The organism is Erwinia sp. MYb416 (assembly GCF_037479575.1).
Lineage (GTDB): Bacteria > Pseudomonadota > Gammaproteobacteria > Enterobacterales > Enterobacteriaceae > Erwinia > Erwinia rhapontici.
Map to the genome: position 1 here is coordinate 377,446 of NZ_JBBGYT010000439.1, position 26,186 is coordinate 403,631.

17 protein-coding genes and 1 pseudogene are annotated in these 26,186 nt (G+C 53.0%); 4 read left to right on the forward strand and 14 right to left on the reverse strand.

Annotation, left to right across the window (positions count from 1 at the left end; all coding sequences use genetic code 11):
• Positions 1–28 precede the first annotated feature (28 nt).
• From WH277_RS20575 to wbaP, 9 genes are all read right to left on the reverse strand, one after another.
• Complete coding sequence (locus tag WH277_RS20575; RefSeq protein ID WP_339506712.1) at positions 29–2,245, reverse strand: phage tailspike protein; 2,217 nt, start codon at positions 2,243–2,245, stop codon at positions 29–31.
• 89 nt (positions 2,246–2,334) lie between these two features.
• A complete protein-coding gene (locus tag WH277_RS20580; RefSeq protein ID WP_339506714.1) occupies positions 2,335–3,369 on the reverse strand; it encodes a glycosyltransferase family 4 protein in 1,035 nt (344 codons plus the stop codon).
• A gap of 18 nt (positions 3,370–3,387) precedes the next feature.
• The gene (locus tag WH277_RS20585) at positions 3,388–4,140 is read right to left on the reverse strand and encodes a glycosyltransferase family 2 protein (protein WP_133841530.1); all 753 of its coding nucleotides are present in this window, start codon (positions 4,138–4,140) and stop codon (positions 3,388–3,390) included.
• A 283-nt stretch (positions 4,141–4,423) separates the two neighbouring features.
• Positions 4,424–5,548 carry an EpsG family protein gene (locus WH277_RS20590; RefSeq protein ID WP_133841529.1) on the reverse strand — a complete coding sequence of 375 codons (1,125 nt, stop codon included), beginning with the start codon at positions 5,546–5,548 and terminating at the stop codon, positions 4,424–4,426.
• A gap of 36 nt (positions 5,549–5,584) precedes the next feature.
• Positions 5,585–6,490, reverse strand: coding sequence for a glycosyltransferase family 2 protein (locus tag WH277_RS20595; protein ID WP_339506717.1), 906 nt, complete (start codon positions 6,488–6,490; stop codon positions 5,585–5,587).
• An 89-nt stretch (positions 6,491–6,579) separates the two neighbouring features.
• Complete coding sequence (gene wzc / locus WH277_RS20600) at positions 6,580–8,760, reverse strand: tyrosine-protein kinase Wzc (RefSeq protein WP_133841527.1); 2,181 nt, start codon at positions 8,758–8,760, stop codon at positions 6,580–6,582.
• A gap of 11 nt (positions 8,761–8,771) precedes the next feature.
• Entirely contained in the window at positions 8,772–9,206 is a 435-nt protein-coding gene (locus tag WH277_RS20605; RefSeq protein ID WP_133841526.1) for an arsenate reductase/protein-tyrosine-phosphatase family protein, read from the reverse strand.
• A gap of 15 nt (positions 9,207–9,221) precedes the next feature.
• Positions 9,222–10,355 carry a polysaccharide export protein gene (locus tag WH277_RS20610; protein ID WP_133841525.1) on the reverse strand — a complete coding sequence of 378 codons (1,134 nt, stop codon included), beginning with the start codon at positions 10,353–10,355 and terminating at the stop codon, positions 9,222–9,224.
• A 115-nt stretch (positions 10,356–10,470) separates the two neighbouring features.
• On the reverse strand, positions 10,471–11,904 hold the full coding sequence (gene wbaP / locus WH277_RS20615) for an undecaprenyl-phosphate galactose phosphotransferase WbaP (protein ID WP_133841524.1): 1,434 nt from the start codon (positions 11,902–11,904) through the stop codon (positions 10,471–10,473).
• Between the two features lie 813 nt (positions 11,905–12,717).
• Between wbaP and WH277_RS20620 the strand changes: the two are divergent.
• Positions 12,718–14,283, forward strand: a pseudogene (locus WH277_RS20620) (TerC family protein).
• A gap of 48 nt (positions 14,284–14,331) precedes the next feature.
• Here the strand turns inward: WH277_RS20620 and asmA are convergent.
• The 3 genes from asmA to udk form a co-directional block, all read right to left on the reverse strand.
• Positions 14,332–16,179, reverse strand: coding sequence for an outer membrane assembly protein AsmA (asmA, locus tag WH277_RS20625; RefSeq protein WP_339506720.1), 1,848 nt, complete (start codon positions 16,177–16,179; stop codon positions 14,332–14,334).
• 230 nt (positions 16,180–16,409) lie between these two features.
• On the reverse strand, positions 16,410–16,991 hold the full coding sequence (gene dcd / locus WH277_RS20630) for a dCTP deaminase (RefSeq protein WP_133841521.1): 582 nt from the start codon (positions 16,989–16,991) through the stop codon (positions 16,410–16,412).
• A gap of 24 nt (positions 16,992–17,015) precedes the next feature.
• Entirely contained in the window at positions 17,016–17,657 is a 642-nt protein-coding gene (udk, locus tag WH277_RS20635) for a uridine kinase (RefSeq protein ID WP_133841520.1), read from the reverse strand.
• A gap of 272 nt (positions 17,658–17,929) precedes the next feature.
• Between udk and WH277_RS20640 the strand changes: the two genes are divergently transcribed.
• Positions 17,930–18,559, forward strand: a complete 630-nt coding sequence (locus WH277_RS20640) for a phosphatase PAP2 family protein (protein WP_227534793.1) — start codon at positions 17,930–17,932, stop codon at positions 18,557–18,559.
• 160 nt (positions 18,560–18,719) lie between these two features.
• On the forward strand, positions 18,720–22,058 hold the full coding sequence (locus WH277_RS20645; protein WP_159336328.1) for a diguanylate cyclase: 3,339 nt from the start codon (positions 18,720–18,722) through the stop codon (positions 22,056–22,058).
• Positions 22,059–22,080: 22 nt separating this feature from the next.
• On the opposite strand, the gene WH277_RS20650 is transcribed toward WH277_RS20645, so the two are convergent.
• Positions 22,081–23,496, reverse strand: coding sequence for a hypothetical protein (locus WH277_RS20650; RefSeq protein WP_339506721.1), 1,416 nt, complete (start codon positions 23,494–23,496; stop codon positions 22,081–22,083).
• Positions 23,497–23,684: 188 nt separating this feature from the next.
• On the opposite strand from WH277_RS20650, the gene yegD reads away from it, so the two are divergent.
• Positions 23,685–25,037 (forward strand): molecular chaperone, encoded by a 1,353-nt coding sequence (gene yegD, locus WH277_RS20655; RefSeq protein ID WP_133841517.1) that lies wholly within the window; start codon positions 23,685–23,687, stop codon positions 25,035–25,037.
• Between the two features lie 128 nt (positions 25,038–25,165).
• On the opposite strand, the gene WH277_RS20660 is transcribed toward yegD, so the two are convergent.
• Complete coding sequence (locus WH277_RS20660; RefSeq protein WP_339507053.1) at positions 25,166–26,128, reverse strand: aldo/keto reductase; 963 nt, start codon at positions 26,126–26,128, stop codon at positions 25,166–25,168.
• Between the last annotated feature and the right edge of the window lie 58 nt (positions 26,129–26,186).

Sequence of the window (26,186 nt, forward strand, 5' to 3'; positions counted from 1 at the left end):
TTGCCTGGTCTTAACGGAAAACCGACACTTATTTCAGTGAAAAGTACGGGATGGCGACCTGGCGGCCATTCAGCACGATAGAAACAAAGCCTTCCGGGTGATCCGTATTGACCTGGTCGGCGGTGAGTGGACGGGAAGCCATCAGCAAATCCCCCGCCTCATTCGCGCCGATTCCGGCCTTGCCGTTATGCAAGCTGAAACGCTGACTTGCGCGGCTGACATCCTTGCCCGAGGGGGCGTTGCCAAATGCCATTTTGCTGTCGAAACGTGCGCAGCGGCCGGTCTTAAAGCGGTCTTTTGCGGTGGTTTTGATCAACACACCGGCCGACGCGACCCAGCCATCGATTTTGACAAACACCCGCACATCGGTGTCGTGCGGCGTCACAATCATCACATCAAGCACCGGGCTGGCCCCTTCGGCATGCCAGGACGCTTCAAACTTGTGGGTTTTACGTTGCAGGCTGACAATCGCCCTACCGCCGGTAGTTTTGTCACCCACTACTTTGTTGAGCGGCGCATTGCCGCTGCCGTTGCTGAAGGAGGACTGGCCGAAGATTTCAATCTCCCAGGCATCGCCGACATCCGGGGTATAGATATTGCCCAGCTCCACCCACTTCTGCTGGTCGCTGTTGTTTTCGATGCGGAACCGTGAGGTCAGATAGTTGTATTTCATACTGCCATCAACCGCCACGCCGTAAGACTCCACGCGCGTGGAACCGCGTTCCCAGGCGCCCAGCCACTCGCCTTCCGCCAGCGAATTATCAATCCAGCTACCGGCCTGAAGATTGGTCTGACGCATATTGAGACGCGAGTTGTGCGCAATCAGCGGGTTTTTACAGGTTTCCAGGCTCAGCGCATCAATGATCCACTGCCCGTTCGAGATATCACCGGGGAATTCGGTGTGTTCAATCCAGCCGTTGTGGATCAGCGACTGACCGCAGCGTTGCAGGTTCAGCACCTTACCGTCGGTGCAGTATTGTGCATTAAAGTTAGACAGCTCGATGGCCGTGCTGTGATCCCACTTACCCTTAGGTGCATTGGACCAGACAGACTTGATCACGTCGCCGCTACAGCGCAGCGCATACCACTGATCAATTTTGCAGTCGAGGGTATCCATCAGGCTAATCGCCGTGCCGCCAACGCGAACAAACCGCAGGCAGGCGCCACGGAAATACTGGCCGCCTTCGCATTGGTTATCGAAGAAGCCCTGCTTGTTCGGCTGGGTGTCGGTGCGACCGTTAAATTGCAGGTTGCTGACTTCCACCCAGCGGGTGTTGACCTTGAAAATGAAGTCAGAATCGCCGTTGGAGACGATGGTGGTGGCCGGGAAATAGCCAAAGTTCACCATCGCACCGGAGACGCGGAAGAAACGCGTCTGCTGCTGCGAGAAATCACAGGCGCTGACGAAGAAGGTGCCCGCCGGGAATTGCAGGCAGATCTGCTGGTTCGCATCCTGCGCCCACTGATACATCGCTTTGATCGCCGGAGCACTGTCCGTTTTACCATCGGCAATCGCACCGAAGTCAAACAAGGTCAGACGGTTGAAGTCCTCCACCACGCGGCGCCAGTGGTAATCCGCACCGGAGGAGATCGTTACCCCTCCGTCGTCTTTGGCGGCTTCCAGTGTGCCAACGAACTCACCGCCGCCCACTTCCAGCCCCTCATGCCAGCTTTTCAGCTTAATTTTTGCACCACTAAACAGCGGGCGCGTTTTACGCAGATCGTCAACCGAAGGAATTTCACCAATCAGCTGATACCCGGCAGGTTGCGCCAGACGCTGGCTAAAATTATTCGCGCCACGGGTTACATCCGGAATATTAAACAGCGTGTTTCCGGCATCATCGACCACCGCCATAGAGTGCGAAGGATCGGCAATCAGTGCTGCATTGTCAGCGATAAACTGCTCAAAGTTGCCCTTATTCAAGGCAACGGGCTGCTGTACCTGTGACAGTTTGCCCGAGGCATCGCGCAGATAGAGATTAATCAGATTGCCGGATTGGGTCGGGTCCGTACCCGCTTTACCGATAAACAGTTTACCGTTGAAATTCTTCCAGAACTGGTCTGGCATGGTGTAGACATTCTCTGGCGTCAGAATCGGCACATCGCCTTTCGGCAGCTCACCGGGTGTAATCCCTTTTAACGCCAGAGAAGGATCGCTTTTCGCCGCCGCCGCACTGGAAATAGAGCTGACAGAGAGTCCGGCAAGAATCGACGAGAACGCCGTGAGTAATTCTCTTCTTTTCATTGGTGTTATCCCATGGTCAATTTTTTGGAGCCTGCAAAGCAGGCAGGAAACGGATGTCCAGAGATACTCAATTGGAACCTGAAGCGCCCTTACACCAGGGACAGCCAGCTCTCTTTAATCACGCGGCCGTCAAATTTAAGGGCCGTGGTTTGGGTACTGGCGCTCATCGCATAGAACAGGTCATCGTCATGAGCGAGCTGGTTCATACTGGCAATGAAATGGGCTTTGTCGTTCATCGCCACCAGGAAACCATCCTGCTGATGATTAATAATTTCCTGCGGCCCGGTCGGGCAATCGTACGCGACAACAGGCAGTGACCAGGACTTGGCTTCCAGCAACACCAATGGCAGACCTTCATAGCGCGACGTCATCAGCGCCATATCGCTGTCGCGGTAGTAGTCGTTGATATTACTCACCCGGCCAACGAAATTAACGCTGTCGCTGATGTTCAGCTTTGCTGCCTGCGCGATCAGTTCATCTTTCAGCTCACCGTCACCGGCAATCACCAGCGTCCAGTCAGGATTGCTGGCAACAAAGCCCTGCCAGACATCCAGCAACAGGTCGAAACCTTTTTGATGATCCAGACGTCCGACCGCCAGCGCCTGATAGTGCCGCGTTGTGCGCTGAAGATTTTTGTACACCACAGGATTGGGGATGGTTTTGCTGGCGATATTCCAGCCGTTGAACACCTGATGATCTTTATCGGTCAGTACGATCACGCGGTCGTAATAACGCAGCATCAGGTACTTGAGGAGTTTGATCGGTTTACTGAAGGAGTTAATCGCCACATGTTCACAGGCATAGACGCGGGCGGTTTTGTTTTTGAGGGTCATCATGCTGTAGAGCGCAAACATCACGCTCAGGCGCCCCATGCTGATCAGAAACACCGCGTCAAACTGCTGCTGCTGAATCTGCTTCACGGCGGCCTTAAGCGGATTTTTTTCGCCAGCGAAGCTGACGATCTGCTGTACCTGGCTGAAAGGATAAAACGGTTCTCCCGACCCTTCCAGTGAATAGATGGTCACCTCATGCTGCTCACCGAAGCACTCTGACATGAAGTTACAGATATTCTCAGTTCCGGCATAGGAATACGCATCCTTGATGACCAGTACGATTCTTTTCATTATTTCAGCCACCTCAGATCAGCGATGTTTTAAGGTAAACAACACGCCATTAACCATGTACCAGACGTAGTAGTAATAAACCTTCAGCGGGTTATTTTTATAAATGTACTTGAGTAAATCGAGGTGCCATTTCGCTGCTTTATTTTTATTACGCGACAGGGAGTCCCCCATTTCATAATAGGTCACCAGATTTTTATCAATCACCCGCGCCTGCTTGTACTGCTCGAACAGCTCATAGAGGAAGAGAAAGTCTTCATGCCCTTTCTTCTTAAACAGCACCTGACGCGCCGGGCGACGATAGCAGACAGAAGAGAAGCAGATACGGAACTGCTTTTTAACGAAGTTATCCTTCAGCAACACAGGGTTACCGTAACGGACCTCGTAGGATTTCGTGCGTGACTGATAGTGATAATGACTGATCACCAGGTCATCACCGGCCGCCAGGCAGGCGGTTTGCAACATCAGCTTATCGCTGGCCCACTCATCGTCACTGTCGAGGAAGGCAATAAACGGCTCCGTCGCGGCTTTTAATCCCACGTTGCGTGTTTCTGCTGCACCGAGGTTGACGTCATTGCTGAGAAGAGTAATCCGCGGGTCAGTACAATGCTGCTGCACAAATTCCAGTGAGTCATCGGTGGATTTATCATTAATCAGATAGATCCGCCAGTCGGTATACGTTTGATCAATCACCGACTGCACCGCACGCAAAACGGTCGCGCGCGCATTGTACATCGGGATAATAATCCCTACCGTGCCGATTTGATTATTCATCTGATACCCTATTTTTATTACGGGTCAGGCATGCCTGACCCCTACGAAATATATCTGTCGAAGATTACGGACCAGGCAGGCCTGACCCCTACGAAATATATCTGTCGAAGATTACGGACCAGGCAGGCCTGCCCCCTACGAAATACATCTGTCGAAGATTACGGACCAGGCAGGCCTGCCCCCTACGAAATACATCTGTCGAAGATTACGGGTCAGGCATGCCTGACCCCTACGAAATATATCTGGGGAAACGTAGGGGCGAGGCACGCCTCGCCCGCTGGCGTTAAAAAAGACGGAATAACGGTGCAATGCTGTAACCATTGATGGACTGCACTGACAGAATGGTGTTGTACGCCAGATAATAAGAGGTCATGGCAAACAGCAGCCCAAAGTTAAGCAGCGTGTGACGGATACGCATCATCAAAAACGCCAGCAATAACGGTTCACAGTGCAGGAACAGGTTCCCGACTCGTCCACCGATAATGGAGAAGTCCGAGAAAATGATACGCACGGCGGCACCGGCCGAGTAAGCGATAAACAGAATGTAGGCAATACGGTCTTCTTCTTTAATCGGACGGTTAAAATAAACCACGGTAAAGAAGGCAATAAAGGCGATGTTTTTTAAGTTCGCCAGACCAAAGACCGGTGAGGCGGCATCAAATACCGTCCCGCTGTAGCCCATCGCTCGGTCCCCGATCACCGGAACAATCCCCAGTGAGTCCAGGAACAGCTTTTTCCCGCCGATCAGCCCCAGCGGGATCGCCGCCAGTACCATCGCAATACCAAAGTATTTACGCTCACGCAGGAACAGGAACGGTAACACCATCAGTACCGCATAACCGGTTGAGTGTGACTGGGTGCTGAACGCGAGAAAAACGAACGCCAGAAAATATTTACGCCCGGCGGCCGAACAGATGCAGGCCACTGCGAAGGCGCTGGAAAGCCCGAAACGAATCTGGTTCATATCCTTGTTGATGAACAGGTGCGCTGAGTAAAGGCACAGCGAACAGAGGATCAACGGTGAATACTTCTTAAAAATCCAGGCATTGGTTGATACGGCAATAAAACTGATGAACAGCAGGAAAAAGTAGCTTTCATGGGTGAACCACGACAATATCCATGCCAGTAACATAAACAGGTTTTCGTAACGGTAAATATCCGCCACGGTTTCATAACCACTGATACTCGACTGACGGGAAAAATCGTAGAAGAAACCCAGATACTGCCAGTCATCAATACCGGAGTTGGGGCCCCTGAAGCCCGCAAACATAATCAACGCCACCACCGCGATAAAGAAGAAGTAGGTGGTCACGCGCTTCATTTTTGGCTCATTCGCCTGGTTAATCGTCGCCAGTTCAAAGAAACATAAAATCAGAATGCTGTAACTGACTATCCAATATATTGCCATAGTGTTTCCCACCCAATTATTATTCTTCTGCTCACGTTACTTCCCTCCGAGTTTTGCCCGAAGTTTGTCTTTCACACGATTGAGGAAGTAAGTGCGGTTATCTTTATTGGTTAAGAAAAAGTAGCGGGCAAAGCTGAGGCTGGCCTGGAACGACTTACCGTCCATCTTATAACGCAGCGGCAGTTTGTACGCTTTATAGGTGTGAACATCACGCCGGGTGAGATACGGCTTCATGTTGTCGAGCCAGAAGAAGGAATACTTCACCGACTCGCCTTTATGTTTAGAACCAAATTTGGTGACCAGATGGTAGTTGGCTAGCGGCTGGTCAATCATCACAAACTCGTAGCCGAGTTTGTCAGCACGGATGCAGAAGTCGTAGTCCTGGTGACGGATATACTTCTGATCAAAGCGGATATCCTGCGCGTATTCACGTTTCAGCACAATGGTGCTGGTCTGGATAAAGCCATAGCAGCCAAACAGATACTCGGCCACGGTTTCATGGCGCCCCACCTGCTGCAATGGCAACACCTTCAGGAACTGCCCATCCTGAATAATATTGACCTGGCTGTAAATCACGAACTTCTGCTTGCCCTGCCCTTCCAACTGATGAATCAGCTTCAGGGTCTCAGTCAGCTTGTCTTTGTGCCACTCATCATCCGCATCAAGGAAGCTGATGTAATCGCCCGTTGCCAGTTCGATACCTTTGTTACGCGCACCGGAGCCGTTCAGTTTTTCCTGCGACAGCACCAGATTAATCTTAAGCTGGCGGTAACGCTCTGACTGCACCAGTTCGGCCAGCTTATAGGCGTCAGCCGATTTATAATAAACGATGATCACTTCGAAATTCTGGTAACTCTGCGCCGCCACACAATCCAGCGTGGTTACAATAGATTCGGATGCATTATATGCAGGAATGACGATCGAAAAGAAAATATCCTTCATTACCAGGCACCTTTTAAACGGTTACAAACAAACACTCACCAGAAAAAAAGGAACCTTTACCCTTTCGGTATAAAGGTTCCTCAGGGATATTAGCTCTTTGCATCCTGCTTATAGCTGTAGTCGTAATAGTCATAGCCGTAACCATAGGCATTAGCTGACTTACGTACTACGGCGTTGAGGATCACCCCTTTAATATCGATACCGTTCTGGGCGAAACGTTTGTAGCTGATTTCCACTTCCTTAAGGGTGTTGGTTTCGAAACGCGCCACCATCAGGGAGGTTCCCGCCAGCTTGCCGATAATAGACGCATCGGTCACAGCCAGAATCGGTGGGGTATCAATTAACACCAGGTCATAGTGCTGACTGGCCCAGTCAAGCAGCTCATTCATGCGGCTGTGCATCAGTAGCTCAGACGGGTTAGGCGGCACCTGACCACGCGCAATAAAATCAAAACCGTAATCACCGCGCTGGATCAGATCCGGGGTAAAGGGTGTCTTACCGGACAGAATGTTCGACAGACCCGTTTTACTGTCAGCACCCAGCAAATCATGGGTGTAACCGCGACGCATATCGCCATCGATAAACAACACTTTCTGACCGGCTTTCGCCACCAGCGTTGCCAGGTTAGAACAGATAAAGGTTTTACCTATTCCCGGGCTGGCACCGGTAATCATCAGAATGTTGTTTTTCGCTTCCATCATGGCGAAGTGCAGGCTGGTGCGCAGGCTGCGGATTGCTTCGATGGAGAGATCCGTTGGATTGCCCAGTGCCAGCAGCGTGTTGTGCGGGTCTGTTTTACCTTTCAGGTTACGTTTCGCCAGTGCTTCGGCATCTTTCTTACGCTGCCATTCGGAAAGCGGTACGCTGGCATACACGCTCAGGCCCAGCTCTTCCAGCTGTTCAGGGTTATCAATGCCATGATGGAACAGGGCTTTCAGCAGCACCAGACCCACCGATACCACCAGGCCTGCCACCAGACTGGCCAGAATCAGTAACAGTTTTTTCGGTGCGACCGGCGTACCAGCGGTTTCCGCATGGTCGATGATGCGAACATCACCTACGGTGCTGGCCTTACTGATGCTCAGTTCCTGCTGACGATTCAGCAGTTGCATGTAGATTTCCTGCCCTGCCTGCACATCACGCGTTAAACGCACAATTTCCTGCTGAGTCTGCGGCATCTGGCTGATTTTGCCGTTCAGCTTTTTCTGCTCACCTTCCAGCGTGGCGCGTTTTTCCAGCAGGGCGCGGTAGGTCGGGTGATCTTTCTTGAACAACTGTGACACTTCCGCTTCACGGAAAGTCAGTTCGTTCAGCTGTGTCTGAATGCTGACAGAAGAGTCGAGCGCAGACTTCGCTTCCAGCGACACATCGACGGAGTCATTCTGGCGACGGAAGGTATTCAGCTTGTCTTCTGCGACATCCAGTTTGCTGCGAACATCAGGCAGCTGGTTCTTCAGGAAGGCCAGACTCTTCTCGGCTTCTTCAGATTTGCGCTCAACGTTCTGATACAGATAGTTATTAATCACCTGGTTCAGCACCTGGCTGATCAATACTGGATCTTCACCGGTATAGGTCAGGCCCAGCACGCCGGTGTCCTTGCCCATATCCGCAACGGTCAGGTTGTTGTAGATCAGTTTGATGGCCTGCAGGTCACTCAGTTTAGACACGGTGAAGCTGGTGCCTTCTTCTGCCTGAATGTCGCTGACCAGCATGGTGACATCGCCGTGCTGTTCAAACTGGCCGACTTTACCTTTAAACAGCTCATCGCCGTCTTTGCTGACGGTGTAGCTGTCCGGCCCATCGACTTCGACCGTTAGCTGGCGTTTATCCCAGATAGCCGGCACTTTCAAGCGAGAAATGGCTATCTGCTGCGGCTTATTGCCCATCATGCGTGACAGGCCTTTACCGATCACCGGGAAATAATCCTCCTGCACCAGCACATCAAGGCCGAGATCTGCCACCGTTTTCCCCAGCACCATACGTGAGGTAACAATTTGCACTTCAGTCGCTGACGCAGGTTGTGCATTGGGCATCATCTGCGACAGGTCATTCAACACGGTGTTGGCATTTTTCTGCTCAACCTGCACCATGGCATCCGCGCTGTAAATCGGCGTGGCGAACAGGCTGTAAAGCGTGCCCATCAACATAAATAACGCCGTAACCGCAACGATTATCCAGCGATGGTCAATGAACTGTCCCACAAGATGCGCCAGATCGAACCCGTTTGAATCGTCTTGAGGCGCTGACGGTGCCTTACTTTTTATTTTCATGGAAGTCCCAACTATCGGCTTAATGCGTTGACCCATTTCTGGGCAGCGTTTTCAAGGATTCCGTACACGGCCTCAAAGGCATCGCGGCTTTTCTTATACGGGTCGGCGATTTCCTGCTGATTGATCCAGTGTCCAAACAGCATGGTTTTGCCACGTACGGAAGGGTTGATGCGGCAGACCTGGTCGACATGTTTTTTTTCCATCACCAGGATCAAATCGTAATCCCGGCACATGCCCGACGTGAGTTGCTGTGCCACATGCCCTTGCAGTGACACACCATTTTCACCGGCCACGCTGCTGGCAGTGTCGTCAGCAGCGTGGCCGACCATGGCCCCCAATCCCGCGGATGCGATATTCTTCTCAGGTAGTGCGGATTTCAGCAGTCGTTCCCCGGTGGGGGAACGGCAGATATTTCCGATACAAACAACTAAGATTGAATTAATCATAATGTTTCCCGGCGGTTACCAGTTATGAAGCGTCTGCACGGTACGTGTCGCATCGTAAACACCGCTGATGGTCGGAACGAGCTGTGAAATCACGCGGTTCCAACGGGTGAGCGGCGTAGAAGTGACATAAACGATGTCATAAGGTTCTAACTGGAACTCGGTACCCATTACCATCGCGGCGGCATCTTTAGTATTGAGCTGATAGATGTTGGCGATTTTGCTGCGGTTAGGTCCTTTAGTTGGACGAATCACGAAGACACCCGTTGCATCAGCAGCGGCCTGATCCATGCCCTGAGCATTACCCAGCGCTTCCGACAGCGTCATGCCGCTGCGGTCCATTTTCAGTGTGGCCTGCTGTTTCACTTCACCCATAACGAACACTTTGAGGTCGTCATTACGCGGCACATAAAGAATGTCGCCAGGGTACAACAAATGGTTTTGCGACAGGTCACCGTTCTTCATCAGCGCCTGTAATGAAATAGGCTGCTCGCGGCCGTTGTGCGTCAGCACTACGTTTCGCCAGTCGGCGTTGGCGGTTAACCCGCCCGCGGCGTTGACGGCATCAAGAATGGTCAACGGCACGTTGGTGATCGGCTGCTGGCCAGACGTCGTCACTTCACCGGTCACATAGGTTTTCTGTGATTTAAATGAGGCAATGCTGACATCGACCTGCGGGCTTTCAATGTACTGGGACAGGCGGCGGGCGATCTCATCACGGATTTCCTGCACCGTGCGACCCGCTACACGCACTTTTCCGATATACGGATAGAAGATCGTGCCATCGGAATGGACCCAGTTACCGGTGTCGCTGGCGCTACGATACTGACCAGATGGGGTTGTCAGTTCCGGGTGATCCCAGACGGTCACCGTCAGAACATCACCGACCCCGATACGATACTCATAAGCCTGCAACTCGCGCTGCAGCGCTTCATTCGCCTGTGCCACAACCGGTTTTGGTCGCATGCGTTCAACCAGGCCCGGCGTCAGCGGGAAGACATTAACGTATTTGTCGATGTCAAAATCACTGTCCTGTTGCTTGACAACATCTTTACCCGTGGTGGAAAGGTGGCTGCCCGGCTCGATGGTACAGCCGGAAAGGAACGCTGCTGAGACCAGCAGGGGTATCAATTTAGTTTTGATTTTAATCATCTGGTTTATCGCTATCAGTAATTTGAATGTGAATGGCGAGACCGCCGCTGTGTAGCGTCTAAAAGTTGCTAATACTGCAAATCAGGTACTTATTTGTAAGGCCCCCTGCTTTGTTTTAATAAGCCCCATCCCGTTTCAGAACCACACCGACGGTTTTGAACAAGATGGCGATATCGTTCCACAGTGACCAGTTTTTCACGTACCAGGAGTCGAAGTAGACGCGCGTTTCGTAATCAACATCATTACGTCCGCTCACCTGCCACAATCCGGTCATGCCTGGTTTAGCCATATAGTAGTAATCCACATCACCCGCATAGCGTTCCAGTTCGGCTTCAATCACCGGACGTGGCCCCACCAGACTCATTTCACCGCGCACGACATTCCATAACTGCGGTAATTCATCAAGGCTGGTTTTACGGATAAAATGTCCAACGCGGGTAATGCGCGGGTCATTTTTCAGCTTAAAGTCTTTATCCCACTCTTCACGCGCTGCCGGGTCAGTGCGCAGCACCTCTTCGAGCACCTCTTTCGAATTCACCACCATGGAGCGGAACTTCAGACATTTAAATTTGCGGCCTTTGAAGCCAACGCGTTCATGACCATAAATAGGGGCACCACCGTCGCGGGAAACCATAAATATCAGCGCCGCTAATGCAGGCAACAGCATAGTGATAATCCCCAGCGCGCCAACGATATCGAAGGTGCGTTTCAGGAAGCGCGAGGTGCGCTTGGCGAGATTGTTGTTCACGCGCAGAATCATCACTTCATGGCTAAAGATGTATGCCATATCTGTGCCATAAAGTGGCACACCACGCAGTGAAGGGATGACGGATACTGAACGGCAGTTATGTTTGGCCAGATTCTTCAGCCACAGATCGCGTGACTGGCTCTGCTCATATTCCACTGCCACGATAAACTGCGTTTCGCTGTTCACCATTGCCCACAGCGTCTGCTCGTCTTTCACAACCGGGATACCGAAGAGTTCATGAGCGGGCTGGCTGCCATCGACATCAAAGAAAGCCACCACATCAAAGCCCATCACTTCTTCGCTTTGCAGCGCCTGATACGCTTCTTCGGCATTTTTACCACTGCCTAAAATAATCGACTGCTTTTTCCACAGATTGTTTCGATTAAGCACGCGTTTCACAACGGCACGACCCACCGGGATCATCACCATCGCCAGCAACCAGGTTAATACCCAAATCCAACGGGACAATTCCCATTTAGATAATGCGCTGATTGAAAGTGCAATAATCGAAAATACTAAGACGGTTCTGAAGACTTCTTTTAACTCAAACCAGAAGGGTTTGCGGTAAGTGTAATGGCGTAATCTCACCCAGAACCATCCCACACAAACAACAGAAAGGAGAATATGTGTAACAATAGTCAATTTGAAATCGATGGCAGGTATATCCGACAGAATATCACCTGGAAAACTATTAATGAGCAGAATGGCCACAGCCAGTGCCGCATTAAAACAGATGAGATCTGAGAGAGCCAATGACAGTTTTATTAACAACCCTTTAAAGGTAAATTCAATATCGCGCATAGTTAACTCGTAATTTTTATCTTAGGAAGCCTGTGTTTTATTGGTCTCTGACCTGGTGAGATGAGTATTTAATCAACACATCAGTTATTACACAGGAAACTTATTTAGGGAGTCTGACAAAAAGGTCATCGTAGCTGGCATAGCGGCTAGAGATTTTGGCAAGAAAATCAACATGAACGTTTACTGTTCCGCGGCGCTTCCTGAACAGTCTCAAGACTCGTCAGGACACGCTACCGCCCCTGGCTTGTAGCTGCCAATGCGCTGTAATGTTGCCATTTCATGTTGTTCACCTGCCATTTTAAGCGTCAGGTTTTAGCGTTTTTATCGACGGAAATGCGTCATCATTCACATAAATCAACATTTAATCCGTCAGTACTGCGCTAAATACAACATCCACGCAGACATTCAGTAACACGTTGCTATACTAGTTATAACTGGCCTGTTTACAAGAGGCTCCCCTCGCCCGTACCTTCTTTTAGGAATAAGACTACGTTGCTGCTGCGTCAGTACCACTCATTGCCCTACTCCTCTCACAGTAAAATTAAGATTAATTCCCTGTCGAAAACTAAGAATAATCCTACTTCCGTGTATTCAGGTTATAAGTATTACTCTTTAATCAATCTGGCCCTATACGATTAATCCTGAAAAGAAACAGTTTAAGAATTTCGGTAACCGATGGTTATTAATCCGCCGATAAGGTTGATTTATGGTCCATCCCCGAAGCCATAAAGACAATACGCCCGGATTACAGGTTGAAATGGTGGCGATTCCGACTCATCATTGATGATCTCATATGCTGTTCAGGTGAAAACAATGTTCGAATGGATCGCCGACCCGTCAATCTGGGCCGGCCTGGTCACGCTAGTCCTGCTGGAACTGGTCCTGGGTATTGATAACCTGGTGTTTATAGCCATCCTGGCTGAAAAGCTTCCCCCCGCACTGCGCGACCGTGCTCGCGTCACCGGCCTGATGCTGGCTCTGCTGATGCGCCTTGGCCTGTTGGCTTCGATCTCCTGGCTGTCATCACTGACCGATGCCCTGTTTAGCGTCAACGGTCACGGTTTTAGTGCACGCGATCTGATCATGCTGGTCGGCGGCGTCTTCCTGCTGTTTAAAGCCACAATGGAGTTGAACGAGCGTCTGGAAGGTAAGGATGGAGAAGAAGGCCCGCAAAAACGTGGCGCACGCTTTTGGCCTGTGGTGGCACAGATTGTGGTGCTGGATGCGGTGTTCTCGCTGGATTCAGTGATCACCGCGGTAGGTATGGTTGACCACCTCGCTGTGATGATGGCAGCGGTGATTATTGCCATCTTCCTGATGCTGCTGGCCAGTAAGCCTCTAACCCGTTTCGTTAACGGTCACCCGACCATTATCATTCTCTGCCTCAGCTTCCTGCTGATGATCGGCTTCAGCCTGATAGCCGATGGTTTTGGCTACCATATTCCTAAAGGGTACCTGTACGCTGCCATCGGTTTCTCAGTGATTATTGAAGCCCTGAACCAGCTGGCGCAGTTTAATCGCCGTCGTTTCCTCTCTGCAAAATCGCCGCTGCGTAAACGCACCGCAGAAGCGGTACTGAGACTACTGCGCGGCCACCACGAGCAGGCTGAACTGGATGCGGAAACCTCATCACTGATTGCCGATAATGCCGGGCGCAAAGCCATCTTCAACAAGCAGGAGCGCATGATGATTGCTCGCGTGCTGGCCATGGGCCAGCGCAGCGTTCGCAGCATCATGACCTCACGTCATTATATTGAGCATATTGACCTGGCCGAGTCGCCGTAAAAAATCATGGCGCTGCTGGACAATAATCAGCACACACGACTGATCATTACCGAAAACAGCGATGAACCGCTCGGTGTGGTACACGTTATTGATCTGTTGAAGCAGGCCCTGCATGGCAATGACCTTGATCTGCGCGCGCTAATCCGCCAGCCATTGGTTTTCCCTGAGCAACTTGCCCTGCTGCCCGCGCTAGAACAATTCCGTACCGCCCGTACCCATTTTGCGTTTGTCGTCGACGAGTTTGGATCGGTTGAAGGCATTGTGACGCTGAGTGATGTGATGGAAACCATCGCCGGCAACCTGCCAAATGAAGGGGAGAAGATTGATCCGCGCTACGACATTCAACAGAATGCTGACGGCAGCTGGACGGCAAATGGCCATATGCCACTCGACGATCTGGCCATGCATCTGCCGCTGGTACTGGATGAGAAGCGCGAATACCTCACGCTGGCAGGATTACTGATGGAACATTTGCAGCGCATACCGCAGGAAGGGGAAGAGGTTCAGGTGGGAGATTATCTGTTCCGGACGTTACAGGTTGAGAGTCATCGGGTACAGAAGGTGCTGATTATCCCGCAGAATGAGGCCGGATAATGTCAGCCAATGTCGGGGTCGATCCTGTTCCCATCGACCCCGACAACATTACAAACCTTTCAGCAATCTATTCATATCGTCTTTGTTGTTGCTATCCGGGTTACGTTCAATCCACTGCTTCAGACGCTGACGGGCTTCGTCACGTAACTGGTCACGCAGAACCTGATCCACTCTCAGATTGTAGTTAATCGCCGACCACGGACCAAAGATGTGTAACGGCACTGGCGTTTGTTGCAGACGTTGCACCAGCGTACTGTCACCAACCCACCCTTGCGTCACCGTCACGCCAAAGCGAATATCCAGCGTTCTTTTCACCACATCAATGATGCCAGCGCCGGTATAGTTCAACTGATCGGAACGGGCATCCAGGCGACCAAAATTAAACACGCCATTATTGAGTGCCAGCCGCCCCTGGATTTGTTGCAGGTTGGGTTGGTTCTCCTCATTCTGGCCGCGTACTTTGGTGCTGTTATTCTCCACCGCTCGCTGGATCAATTGCTGGAAGTTAAGACCGGCAAACTGCGCGTCCCGAATACTCAGGTCCGCACTGCCCTGCCACTGTCGCTTAACAGCGTCGACAGTCAGCCCCTCACCGTGAAAGTCCCCTTTGAGCGAAAGTGCACCACTGACGTTGTTTGGCAATTCAAACCCTTTCAACAACGGCGTCAGTGCAAAATGCTTCAGGTCTGGCTGGAGTGCCACTTTGGTCTGTGCGCTACGCACATCAATCGTACCCGGCAGAGAGAAACTGCCGTCAGCAGCCTGGCCAGTGAAGGTGTTCACCGTCAGTAAGCCTTCTTCACTGGCAGCGTCCAGCTGCACATTGTTCATCTGCAGCCCGCGCCAGTTGAGTTTGTCGGCCACCAGGGAGAGCTGACCATCCATCGCATTGAGAGGGGAATCGGCATTATCATACTCTGGTAACGCAGCAATCACCGGTGCAGGGCCGGTACGCTGTTCAGCCCCAGAGGCGCCCCCCGCAGAAACGGGGTTCAGGCCCAGTAAGGCATCCAGATCGAGACTGGCCGCGTGCAGACTGGCAACCACCTGGGGGCGCGTCCCCAGGGAACCTGACACCTTGCCAGTGAGCTGACTGTCATTGGCACTGAGGCTGATACCTTCAAGACTGAACTGACGGGTTGGTGACGTCCATTGGGCTTTCATCCGGGCGCTGCCTTTCACGCCGTCCTGAGGAAGATTAGCCCCTTTGAGTTGGTAATCGAACTGATTGATGACCGCGCCGATGTGTCGTGGATAATCGGTAATATCCAGATCGCTGTCCATGCTCACCTGCAACTCGCGCTGGTCACGGTTTATCCGGCTGCTCAGCGTGATGTGTGCACGGCGAGGCTGCGTCTGATCCAGCGCCAGATTAAAATCACGCACGTTCAGTTGTTCACCATTAGCTTGCTGCCAAACCAGCAGGCTGTCAGCAATGCGCAGATGGGAAATATCGAACTTCCAGCCATGCGTTACGTCACTGACGGAAGCAGTGTTACCTTTATCGACGGGACCGATAGGTGCATCGGCAGGACGCTGGCTTTCGCTGTCCTGCGTCAGGCGCACAACGGCACCTTTCAGCATCACCTGCTTGACGGAAAGCTGATGGGAAAGTAGCGGCAACAGATCGACGTCAAGCCGCATATTTTGCGCACTGACAACGGGCTGTGCGGCACCCGGCGCGGTCAGGGTCACCGGCCCGGAAAGGATGCTGAGCTGCGGCCAGACATGCCAGCGCAAATCGCCATTGAGCGCCAGTTGGTAGCCGTTACGCTGCTCCACCTGGCGAATCATATAGGCGCGAAAATCATTAGGATTAACCAGCACGACCAGCGCGGTCATACCCGCCACCATCACCACCAGTAGAATGGCGAGGGTCGTTATAAATCTTTTCATGCCTCTCCTTAACCCTTCATCTTTCCGCTCACAGCGGTGTTGGCTGCCTTCCCTCACCCCAGTCACTGACTGATGTAAGCTCCTGGGGATTCGCTCAGTTGCCGCCTTGCTGCAAGCTGAAATCTAAAGGGTTTCATCACTCTTCTTTCCGCTCACAGCGGTGTTGGCTGCCGTCCCTCATCCCAGTCACTGACTGATAGTGTAAGCTCAGCTTGAATGATGCCGGGTAATCAGTCTTTATCGATGCGGCTGGCATCCGCCCCCTGCTGCCCTTTGTACTTGGCATCCTGGCGGCTGTTATAAGGACGCGCTGCCGGCCCCGACAGCGGCTCAAAGCTGAGTGCGCCAATCAGCATGCCAGGGCGCAGCGCTAATGGCAGTTTACCTGAATTATAGAACTCCAGCACAATCCGGCCCTGCCAGCCCGGGTCAATACGATGAGCGGTCACGTGAACCATCAGCCCAAGACGCGCCAGTGAAGAGCGACCGTCCAGCCAGCCCACCAGATCGTCGGGGATCGTCACCGACTCCAGCGTCACCGCCAGCGCCAGTTCACCAGGGTGCAGATAGAAGGCATCGCCTTCCGGCAGCACAATTTCATCGCTCATCACGCGTTCCAGCGCCGCGCTGACTTCGTCTTTCGGTCCACTTAAATCAATAAAAGGAGCAGTATGACCGCGAAAAGTGCGGAACTGATTGCCCAGGCGGACATCAACGGTGGCACCATTGATACGTTCAACCGGCGGGCGGGGATCAATGCCCAGTTTGCCATTATCAAGCCAGGCTTCTATATCGCGGTCACATAATCTCATGGTGCACTCCAACAGACGCTTCGATTACTCGAAGAACTGATTAATTTTCGCTTTCAGGATATCAATGGCAATACGGTTTTTGCCGCCACGCGGCACAATAATGTCAGCGTATTGTTTTGAAGGTTCGATAAATTGCAGGAACATCGGGCGCACCGTCTTCTGATACTGTGCCATCACCGAGTCCATTGAGCGCCCGCGCTCGTTCACATCACGTTTCATACGACGCATCAAACAGATGTCCAGCGGGGTATCAACGAAGATAGAGAAGTTCATCTCCTGACGCAGTCGCGCATCCGTCAGCAGCAAAATCCCTTCAAGGATGATCACTTTCTTCGGCTTAAGGCAGATGGTTTGCTGGGTGCGAGTATGTTCCACATAACTGTAGACGGGGAGCTCAATCGCCTGCCCGGCTTTCAGCATCTGCAGATGTTGTAGCAGCAGATTGTGGTCCATAGCGCTGGGGTGGTCGTAGTTCGTCTTGACCCGCTCCTCCATAGTGAGGTGGCTCTGGTCTTTGTAGTAGGCATCCTCGGGGATGACACCAATATTTTCATCGCCCACGCGATCGCGTACTTCACGATACAACGTACTGGCAATAAGACTTTTTCCCGAGGCTGAAGCGCCTGCGATACCTACGATGACGCACTGATGCGACTTGTCAGTCATATATTAAAGACCTGGTTCTGAGACAATATAAGGGTAAGCATAACCCGGCAGATTTCGAGCCCCCTCTTAGGGTCTGATGTTAGCGCAGACAAAAAACGCCAATAAAAACGCCTGCGGCTTGAAAAATGAAGGGCATAGCGGGCGCAATTATAGGGAGTTACCCCTGTTGATGCCAGTAAAAAGCGCCTGCAACTTTTTCAGACTTTCCCGTTAGGCGACAATCAGTTTCATCGTTAAACTGATGGACAGAAAAACAGTAAAAAGGAAACCGTGTGTCCTGGCATATCGTCCATATTTTGACCTATTTTGGCGACAGCATGTTGCTGATCCCCACCGCTGCCATTATGGCGTTATTACTCCACCGGAAAAGTGACAATAAACGCACGGCCTGGTACTGGCTGCTGGCCTTCTGCACCGCAGGCGCGGTGGTCAGCCTGTCAAAAATCGCCTTCCTGGGGTTTGGTATTGGCAGCGCACGTTTCAATTTCACCGGCTTCAGCGGCCACAGCGCGATGTCTGCCACCCTCTGGCCGGTGATGCTCTGGCTGTTGAGTGCGCGTCTGCCGGCAATCTGGCGTATTTCAGCCATCGCTATCGGCTATCTGATCCCGCTGATGGTCGGCATCTCACGCCTGGTACTACATTATCACTCCGTCAGTGAAGTGGTCTGTGGATTAATCCTCGGCTTTACACTGAGCAGCGCATTCCTGATCGGCCAGCGTCACACCCGCCCGCGCGGATTTTCCCTGTGGCAACTGAGCATTGCCCTTCTGGTGCCGCTGCTGCTGATTGGGCATGGCCGCATCGCCACCACCCAGCAGTTCCTGCAACGCCTGTCCGTACAGATCGCCGGTATCGACCATGCCTGGACCCGTGAAGAATTGCTCAAATTGCGCCAGTAATGGCGCAAAACCTCCCCCTGACGCGATATTGCCCCCCTTTCAATCGTCCGAATAAGACGATCTTTTGATTGTGCATTTGCCGCTGCATCGTCTATTCCTTATGCTAGCATGGCATTAGTTATTGAGATTACGCCTATATCGGCGCTGCGCTGGATATGTAATGACGACAGAAACGTTACAACGAATAGCCCTCTCCCGCCCACGTTGGGTCAACGGGCTGCTATTGGGATTATTGAGTTTTGTCGTCACCTTTTTCTGCCTTGAGCTGATTAAAGTCAGCGGGCAAATTTCCCCGCTGTGGTTTTCCACCGCCCTGATGACCATGGTGGTTTTCCGCAATCCTTCGCGCGATCTGCCTGTGCTTCTGTTCGGTTGCGTGTTGGGGGTCACCTGCGCTAATGCCACGGTGCTGGGTCTGTCGTTCTCCAATCTAAAATTCCCCCTGGTTAACCTGCTACAGGCATTGATGGGGGGAATACTGCTTCGCCAGCTGCTTGACCGACGTGCGCCGCTCAACTCCCTGTACAGCTGGTGCAAGATGGTCGTTTCCATCGGCATATTTACGCCACTGGCAGGCGGGTTGTTAGCCACCTGGATATTGGATATCAACGGCCATGCCTCATTTCGTTTTTTTACCACGTGGACGATTTCCGAGGTGATCGGCATGCTGGCTCTGGGGCCGGTTTGTCTGCTGTGGCAGCCTGATTATGTTCGCCGTCACTTACGCCAGAATGTCTTGTTCGAAACGCTGCTGACTCTGGTCATCACATTGTTCCTGTGCTGGGTAACGCTGCGCTATGCCCCCTGGCCGTTCACTTTTGTGATTGTGATCCTGTTCTACAGTGCGGTGCGACTGCCCCGCTTTGAAGCCTTTGTTATCTATCTCGCGACCATTTCCATGATGTCGCTGATGCTGGCGCTTCACCTCATCCCAACGGACAACACCAGTGCACAGCTGCTCTCCTCCATGCCATGGGTGCCTTTTCTGCTGGCGCTGATCCCCAGCCATATGATGACGCTGGTGATGCATTCGTTTCGCGAGGAGCGCAAACATATTTCTGAGAGCGAGACCCGTTTCCGTCACGCGATGGAATATTCAGCTATCGGTATGGCACTGGTCTCTACCCGTGGTCAGTGGATGCAGGCCAATAAAGCCCTGTGCCAACTGCTGGGGTATACGCCCGAGGAACTCTATGCGATGACCTTCCAGCAGTTGACGCATCCTGACGATCTTGATGCAGACCTGGTTCAGTTACATACCCTGTTGGCAGGTGATATTCAAAGTTACAGCATGGAGAAGCGCTATTTCAGTAAGAACGGGCAAACCCTTTGGGCACTGCTGGCCGTCTCGCTGGTTCGTGATAATGAGCAGCAGCCGCTCTACTTTATTGCGCAAATTGAAGATATTACCGAGTTGAAGAAAACCGCGAAGGTCAATCAGCAGTTGATGGAACGCATCACCCTGGCGAATGAAGCTGGCGGTATCGGCGTGTGGGAGTGGGACCTGCAAAGCGGAACCATGAACTGGGATAAGCGCATGTTCCAGATTTACCAACTCCCCACCCATGCGCAGGCGACCTATCTGACCTGGGCAAACAGCCTGCACCCTGCCGACCGCGATGAGGCCATCACCACTTTCGACAACGCGATTAAGAATGCCACGCCCGTCGATATTGAATTTCGCATTGAGACCGACATCGGCATCCGCCATATCCGCGCGCAGTGCAGTATCGTGCTGGATGAAAAAGGCAACGTCGAACGTATGCTGGGCATCAATCAGGATATGACCCCGCTGCGCCAGTTAACCGATGCGCTCTATGAAGAGAAAGAACGCATGCATATTACTCTCGATGCTATCGGTGAAGCCGTGATCAGCACCGATGAAGAGATGCGCGTTATCTTTATGAACCCGGTGGCGGAAAAAATGAGCGGATGGCTGCAACATCAGGCATCGGGTCAACATATCAGCAATATTCTGCATATCACTCACGGCAGCCAGGGTCCCGAGCGTGAAAATCTGCTGCTGTGCGACTTACCCCAGCAAAAAATACCGGGCGATCTTGATGCCGAACTGGTGCTGCATAACCGTTCCGGCGAACAGTTCGCCATACATTACAGTCTGTCGCCACTGAAAACGCTGACCGGAGAAAATATCGGTAGCGTGATGGTCATTCAGGACGTCAGCGAATCACGTGCGATGCTTAAGCGTCTGAGCTACAGCGCCTCTCACGATATGCTGACCCGCCTTCCCAATCGCGTCAGTTTCGAACATCAGTTAAAACGTCTTATCCTCTCTTGCACAGAACAGCAGCAACATGTGCTGGTCTTTATTGACCTCGACCGTTTTAAAGCGGTCAACGATACCGCGGGCCATGCAGCGGGTGACGCATTGTTACGTGAAGTCTCTGGCGTGATGCAGCAGCATCTGCGCGCTAGCGATTTCCTGGCCCGCCTGGGGGGTGACGAATTCGGTGCATTATTGCCAGATTGCTCACTGGAACAGGCCAGTGAGGTAATCGACCGTATTGTTCACGCCGTGAACGATTATGGTTTCCTGTGGGAGGGCCGTTTGCATCATGTTGGTGCCAGCGCAGGTCTGACGCTTATCAGCCCGGAGAATGCCAGCGCCAGTGAACTGATGGCACAGGCCGATCTCGCCTGCTATCACGCCAAAAATAACGGACGCGGCCAGCTTTCCGTGTATGAAAGCCACCTGCTGAAGCGCCTGAAACCCGTAATGAGTCGCATTGAAAACGAACAAATCATCGCTCAGCAGCCGATGCGGCTGCACGTCTGGGCCGCCGCACCGCCTGGGAAAATTCATGCCACCAGCTTCTATCTGGCGGAGATGCAATTGTTTACACCGGAGGGACAAGAGATTGATGAGGCCAGCTTCCGCGCCGGGTTACAGGATGGTGATCTGTTTGTGGCCCTTGACCGTAAACTGATTAGAGAGTTTTTCCAGCATTATGCGCAGGGTGCGCTGAGCAAAGGGTTAACGCTGGCGCTACCGGTTTCAGGTTTTGGTTTACGTGATCCGCACTTTATCAACGAGACACTCGCACAGTTTGCACGCTACGACGTTCCGGCCAACCTTATCTGGTTCGCGATCAACGCCGATGTACTGAGCCAGCATGATGTCGTACTGCACCAGAATATTGCCCGTCTGCGCGCCACGGGAAGCCGTATTGTACTGCGCAATTTTGGCCGTAATCTTGATGCGTTTAACCAGCTACCGGCCGAGGAGATCGACTATCTGATCCTCGCCAGTGAGCTGGTCGCCAACGTTCACTGCAACCTGATGGACGAAATGATGGTGTCGATCATTCACGGCCACGCCCAGCGTCTGGGGATCAGCACCCTCGCCGGGCCAGTAGAACTGCCGGTGGCACTGAATACGCTGTCGAACATTGGGATTGATGTCGTCTGGGGTGAGGTGATTGCGCCACGCCAGCCGCTGTCGACACTGCTGCTCAACAGCTACTTCGCGATAAAATAACCCCCTCACCACCATGCAGGTGTTATTGACCGCCGGGCTGACGCAGGCAGGACTCACTGACCCAGCGCCGGACCAGGCTGTCCTGCACCGAATCAGTTAACAGCTCTGCGCTGGCCGACATCAACGGGCCACAGGGCAATCCTGCCTTGCGCATAACGGCCAGCGTCTCGGGCCCATCTTCATAACGAAAAACCGCCAGCATCTGTTGAGGCGATAAGGTCACCCCCTGGGCGATCGCACTGGCCAGCACCTGCTGTAACACGCTGGGTGACTCTTCACGGAAACGCCAGTTGCCACGGGATTCATCAATCAACGTATTGGTCATTGCGCCCTTCCCGTCACGGGGAGAGGGTTCCTGGTAATGATCCCAGACGATTAATTTGCTGTTCAGCAGCGCGGTGCGGGTGGCTGGCGGGGCATATTTGATCATCCACGCCATCAGGTTCAGGTGACGCCCTTCCCCATCAGACAATGTTTGTTCCAGCTGTGTCGGCTGCTCACGCAGTGCGGCCATCAGCGTTTGCGTGTCCTCATTGAGCGCCAGCAGTGCCAGCCGCCAGAGCCCTTCCGGCGCGGGCAGATACTTCAGTAAGAAATTTGCGCTCTGACCGTTGCCGTTAAAAATCGCACGGGTCAGGTAAGAGGCGGCGCGCTTGTCACGCGGGTGAATCCAGTCCGGGCGTGCCGCCAGTAACAGCGCCATGCTGTCATAAAACTGCTGCTGTTCTGCGTCACCCGCTGGCGGGTCCTGGCGCAGATCGCGCAGCGGGTCGTAATCGAAGGATAATGACTGAATCTGCGCCGGGGTGAGCACCGACAGGAACAGCTTCAGCGCCACCGTATTATGGCTTTCGATGGCATTGCTTAACGCGCTATAGCCATTTTCACCTTTATCCAGCGGTGAGAGGCCACGACGGATAAAATAGCGCAGCGTCTGTTCAGGATACTCTTTTGCCGCAGCCCGATAGAACAGCTCGCGCGCACTCTCATCCGAAAGCCTGTCCAGCTGCGAACGAGCCCCCTGCTCCAGAAGTACCAAATTATGCTGCATCTGCTGTTCGTGGCGTTTCCAGGCCATCGTGCTTTGATTGGAGGGATTAAAATAGAAGGCGGCAGCCAGGACAATAAACAGCAGCCAGCTGGTCACCAGCGCAGGGATGGGCGGTGTGCCCCGGCGCTGCCAGCGTGCCAGAAATAGCGTCAGCCAGGTTATCAGCGTGACCAGCCACATGAGAATTTCGCTGGAGAACTCCACCACCTTCAGGCCACCCGGCCAGAGTATCAAGGCAATCATCAGGGATTGAGGCAACAACGCGCCCAGTAATACCCATCGTGACTGGGCTCGCTGTGATAACACCACGGTAAAGATGGCCGTAACGGCAAGCATCAGTGGTGCAAGCATCAATGCCAGTAATAATATCAGTACAGACCAGTCCATTTATTTCTCCCTGCCCCCCGGCCAAACGGCAAGGCGGTGATTCCATGTGAAGGGCGTGATTCTATACAAAGCAGGCAAATATACCCAAAATAATTCGAGTCCCCGCGTGCGGCCTCATCTTGTCGCTTGCACCGCCAACGCTCTCAAGCTAAAGTCGCCCCCTTTTTTCACACTCAGCGGAGGAAACGATGTTTATCGGTTTCGACTACGGTACGGCAAACTGCTCTATTGCCATCATGGAAAACGGCGCACCTAAGCTGCTGCCGTTAGAGCAGAGCTCGCCTTATTTACCCTCAATGCTGTGTGCGCCAACCCGTGATGCGGTCAGCGAATGGCTGTTCCGTCATCACCAGGTACCGACCCCGCAGGCAGAAAACCAGGCGCTGTTACGTCGCGCGCTGGCTTTTAACCGCGAAGAAGATATTGAGGTTCTGCCTGCCAGCGTCAAATTTGGCCTTGCCTCACTGGCACAGTATATGGATGACCCGGAAGACGTGTGGTTTGTGAAATCACCCAAATCTTTCCTCGGAGCCAGTGGACTAAAACCACAGCAGGTCGCCTTCTTTGAAGACCTGGTGTGCGCCACCATGCTGCATATCCGTCAAACAGCAGAAAGCACCCTGAATGACAGCGTCACCCAGGCGGTGATTGGCCGTCCGGTTAACTTCCAGGGACTGGGCGGCGATGAGGCCAACCAACAGGCTGAAGGCATCCTGGCGCGCGCGGCCAGCCGTGCCGGCTTCCAGGATGTGATCTTCCAGTTTGAACCAGTCGCCGCGGGTCTGGACTTTGAAGCCACGCTGACAAAAGAAACGCGTGTGCTGGTCGTGGATATCGGCGGGGGAACCACCGACTGCTCTATGCTGCTGATGGGGCCGCAGTGGCACGATAAAGCCGATCGTGGCGACAGCCTGCTGGGCCACAGTGGCTGCCGCGTCGGCGGGAACGATCTGGATATCATGCTGGCCTTTAAAGAACTGATGCCACTGCTCGGTCTGGGTGGCGAAACCGTGAAAGGTACCGGACTTCCGGCCCTGCCGTGGTGGAATGCCGTTGCCATCAACGACGTTCCGGCACAGAGCGACTTCTATGCCACAGCATCGCGTAAGCAGTTGCAGGATCTGATCCGTGACGCGGCCGAACCAGAAAAAGTGCAGCGCCTGCTGAAAGTGTGGCAACAACGTCTGAGCTATCGTCTGGTGCGGGCAGCGGAAGAGAGCAAAATTGCGCTGTCAGATCGTGATGAGGTGATGACGGCCATGCACTTTATTGATAATGGGCTGGAAACCGAAATCAGTGTGGCGGGCCTTCAGGCGGCGATCAGTCAGCCGCTGGAACGTATCCAGGAGCAGGTGACGCTGGCGCTGAACACCAGTGGCACACGTCCTGACGTGATTTATCTGACGGGTGGCAGCGCCCGCTCGCCAGTACTGCGTGCGGCACTGCAACAGCAATTACCGGATATTCCGCTGGCAAGCGGAGATGACTTCGGTTCCGTAACGGCGGGCCTGGCGCGCTGGGCGCAGGTGATGTTCCGGTAACGAAACAACCCGGCCAGGCATGCTTGGCCCCTACGAGATACTGTCGCAGGGATTGAGCCTGGCTCACCCCTGCGCGGTCGTGCTGTAGGGGTCGGGCATGCCCGACCCCTGTTCACCGTTGGCAATAATTAATAACTACTCACTTCCGACAGCAGACGCAGATCGTCGTCCTTCAGCCTCAATACCGCCGCTTTCGCCAGCTCATCAATCTGTGCCAGTGAGGTGGCGCTAACAATCGGCGCGGTGATCGACGGACGGGCAATCTGCCACGCCAGCGCAACCTGCGCAGGCGAAGCATGGTGTGCTTCTGCCACCTGCACCAGCGCATCCACAATCTTCAGACCCCGATCGTTCAGATACTTCTCGACCACACCCTGACCGCGCGCGCTTTTGGCGGCATCCGCTTTACTGCGGTATTTACCGCTGAGGAAGCCGCTGGCCAGAGAATAGTAGTTAATCACCCCCAGACCGTGCTCTTTGGCGACCGGCTCAAGACCGCTCTCATAACCCTGACGATCGTAGAGGTTGTACTCGGGTTGCAGGGTTTCATAACGCGCCAGCCCATTTTCAGCACTGATTTTCAGCGCCTCGTTCAGGCGGTCATCAGAATAATTAGAGGCACCGATGGCACGGACCTTACCTTCTTTAATCAACGCGTCAAATGTCGCCAGCGTCTCCTGCAATGGCGTATCCGCATCGTCGCGATGCGCCTGATACAGGTCAATATAATCCGTTTGCAGACGCGCCAGCGAGGCGTCTACCGCCTGACGAATATAGTTCGGTGCCAGGCCGGTTTTCCCGTCACCCAGATCCATCCCCACTTTGGTCGCCAGCACGACCTTATCGCGCTTACCGCTTTTTTTCAGCCAGTTACCGATAATGACTTCCGATTCGCCACCTTTGTTACCCGGTGCCCAGCGAGAATACACATCAGCGGTATCAATAAAATACAGCCCTTTCTCCACCAGTGCGTCGAGCAGAGAAAACGAGGTCTTTTCGTCAATGGTCCAGCCAAACACATTGCCGCCAAACGTCAGCACCGGAACCTGAATGCCGGAACGGCCCAGCTGGCGATGTTCTAAAGTACTCATCATGATTCTCCTGATTGGATGTCAATAAAGCAGTCCCTAAGTCTAACAAAGAACCTGG

Excerpts from the sequence above, each read along its gene's own strand:
- WH277_RS20595 (WP_339506717.1), bottom strand. The coding sequence starts at position 6,490 with ATGAAGGATATTTTCTTTTCGATCGTCATTCCTGCATATAATGCATCC.
- yegD (WP_133841517.1), top strand. The coding sequence starts at position 23,685 with ATGTTTATCGGTTTCGACTACGGTACGGCAAACTGCTCTATTGCCATC.
- WH277_RS20590 (WP_133841529.1), bottom strand. The coding sequence starts at position 5,548 with ATGGCAATATATTGGATAGTCAGTTACAGCATTCTGATTTTATGTTTC.
- wzc (WP_133841527.1), bottom strand. The coding sequence starts at position 8,760 with ATGAAAATAAAAAGTAAGGCACCGTCAGCGCCTCAAGACGATTCAAAC.
- wbaP (WP_133841524.1), bottom strand. The coding sequence starts at position 11,904 with ATGCGCGATATTGAATTTACCTTTAAAGGGTTGTTAATAAAACTGTCA.
- WH277_RS20660 (WP_339507053.1), bottom strand. The coding sequence starts at position 26,128 with ATGAGTACTTTAGAACATCGCCAGCTGGGCCGTTCCGGCATTCAGGTT.
- dcd (WP_133841521.1), bottom strand. The coding sequence starts at position 16,991 with ATGAGATTATGTGACCGCGATATAGAAGCCTGGCTTGATAATGGCAAA.
- WH277_RS20610 (WP_133841525.1), bottom strand. The coding sequence starts at position 10,355 with ATGATTAAAATCAAAACTAAATTGATACCCCTGCTGGTCTCAGCAGCG.
- WH277_RS20605 (WP_133841526.1), bottom strand. The coding sequence starts at position 9,206 with ATGATTAATTCAATCTTAGTTGTTTGTATCGGAAATATCTGCCGTTCC.
- WH277_RS20645 (WP_159336328.1), top strand. The coding sequence starts at position 18,720 with ATGACGACAGAAACGTTACAACGAATAGCCCTCTCCCGCCCACGTTGG.
- WH277_RS20585 (WP_133841530.1), bottom strand. The coding sequence starts at position 4,140 with ATGAATAATCAAATCGGCACGGTAGGGATTATTATCCCGATGTACAAT.
- WH277_RS20580 (WP_339506714.1), bottom strand. The coding sequence starts at position 3,369 with ATGAAAAGAATCGTACTGGTCATCAAGGATGCGTATTCCTATGCCGGA.
- asmA (WP_339506720.1), bottom strand. The coding sequence starts at position 16,179 with ATGAAAAGATTTATAACGACCCTCGCCATTCTACTGGTGGTGATGGTG.
- udk (WP_133841520.1), bottom strand. The coding sequence starts at position 17,657 with ATGACTGACAAGTCGCATCAGTGCGTCATCGTAGGTATCGCAGGCGCT.
- WH277_RS20650 (WP_339506721.1), bottom strand. The coding sequence starts at position 23,496 with ATGGACTGGTCTGTACTGATATTATTACTGGCATTGATGCTTGCACCA.
- WH277_RS20575 (WP_339506712.1), bottom strand. The coding sequence starts at position 2,245 with ATGAAAAGAAGAGAATTACTCACGGCGTTCTCGTCGATTCTTGCCGGA.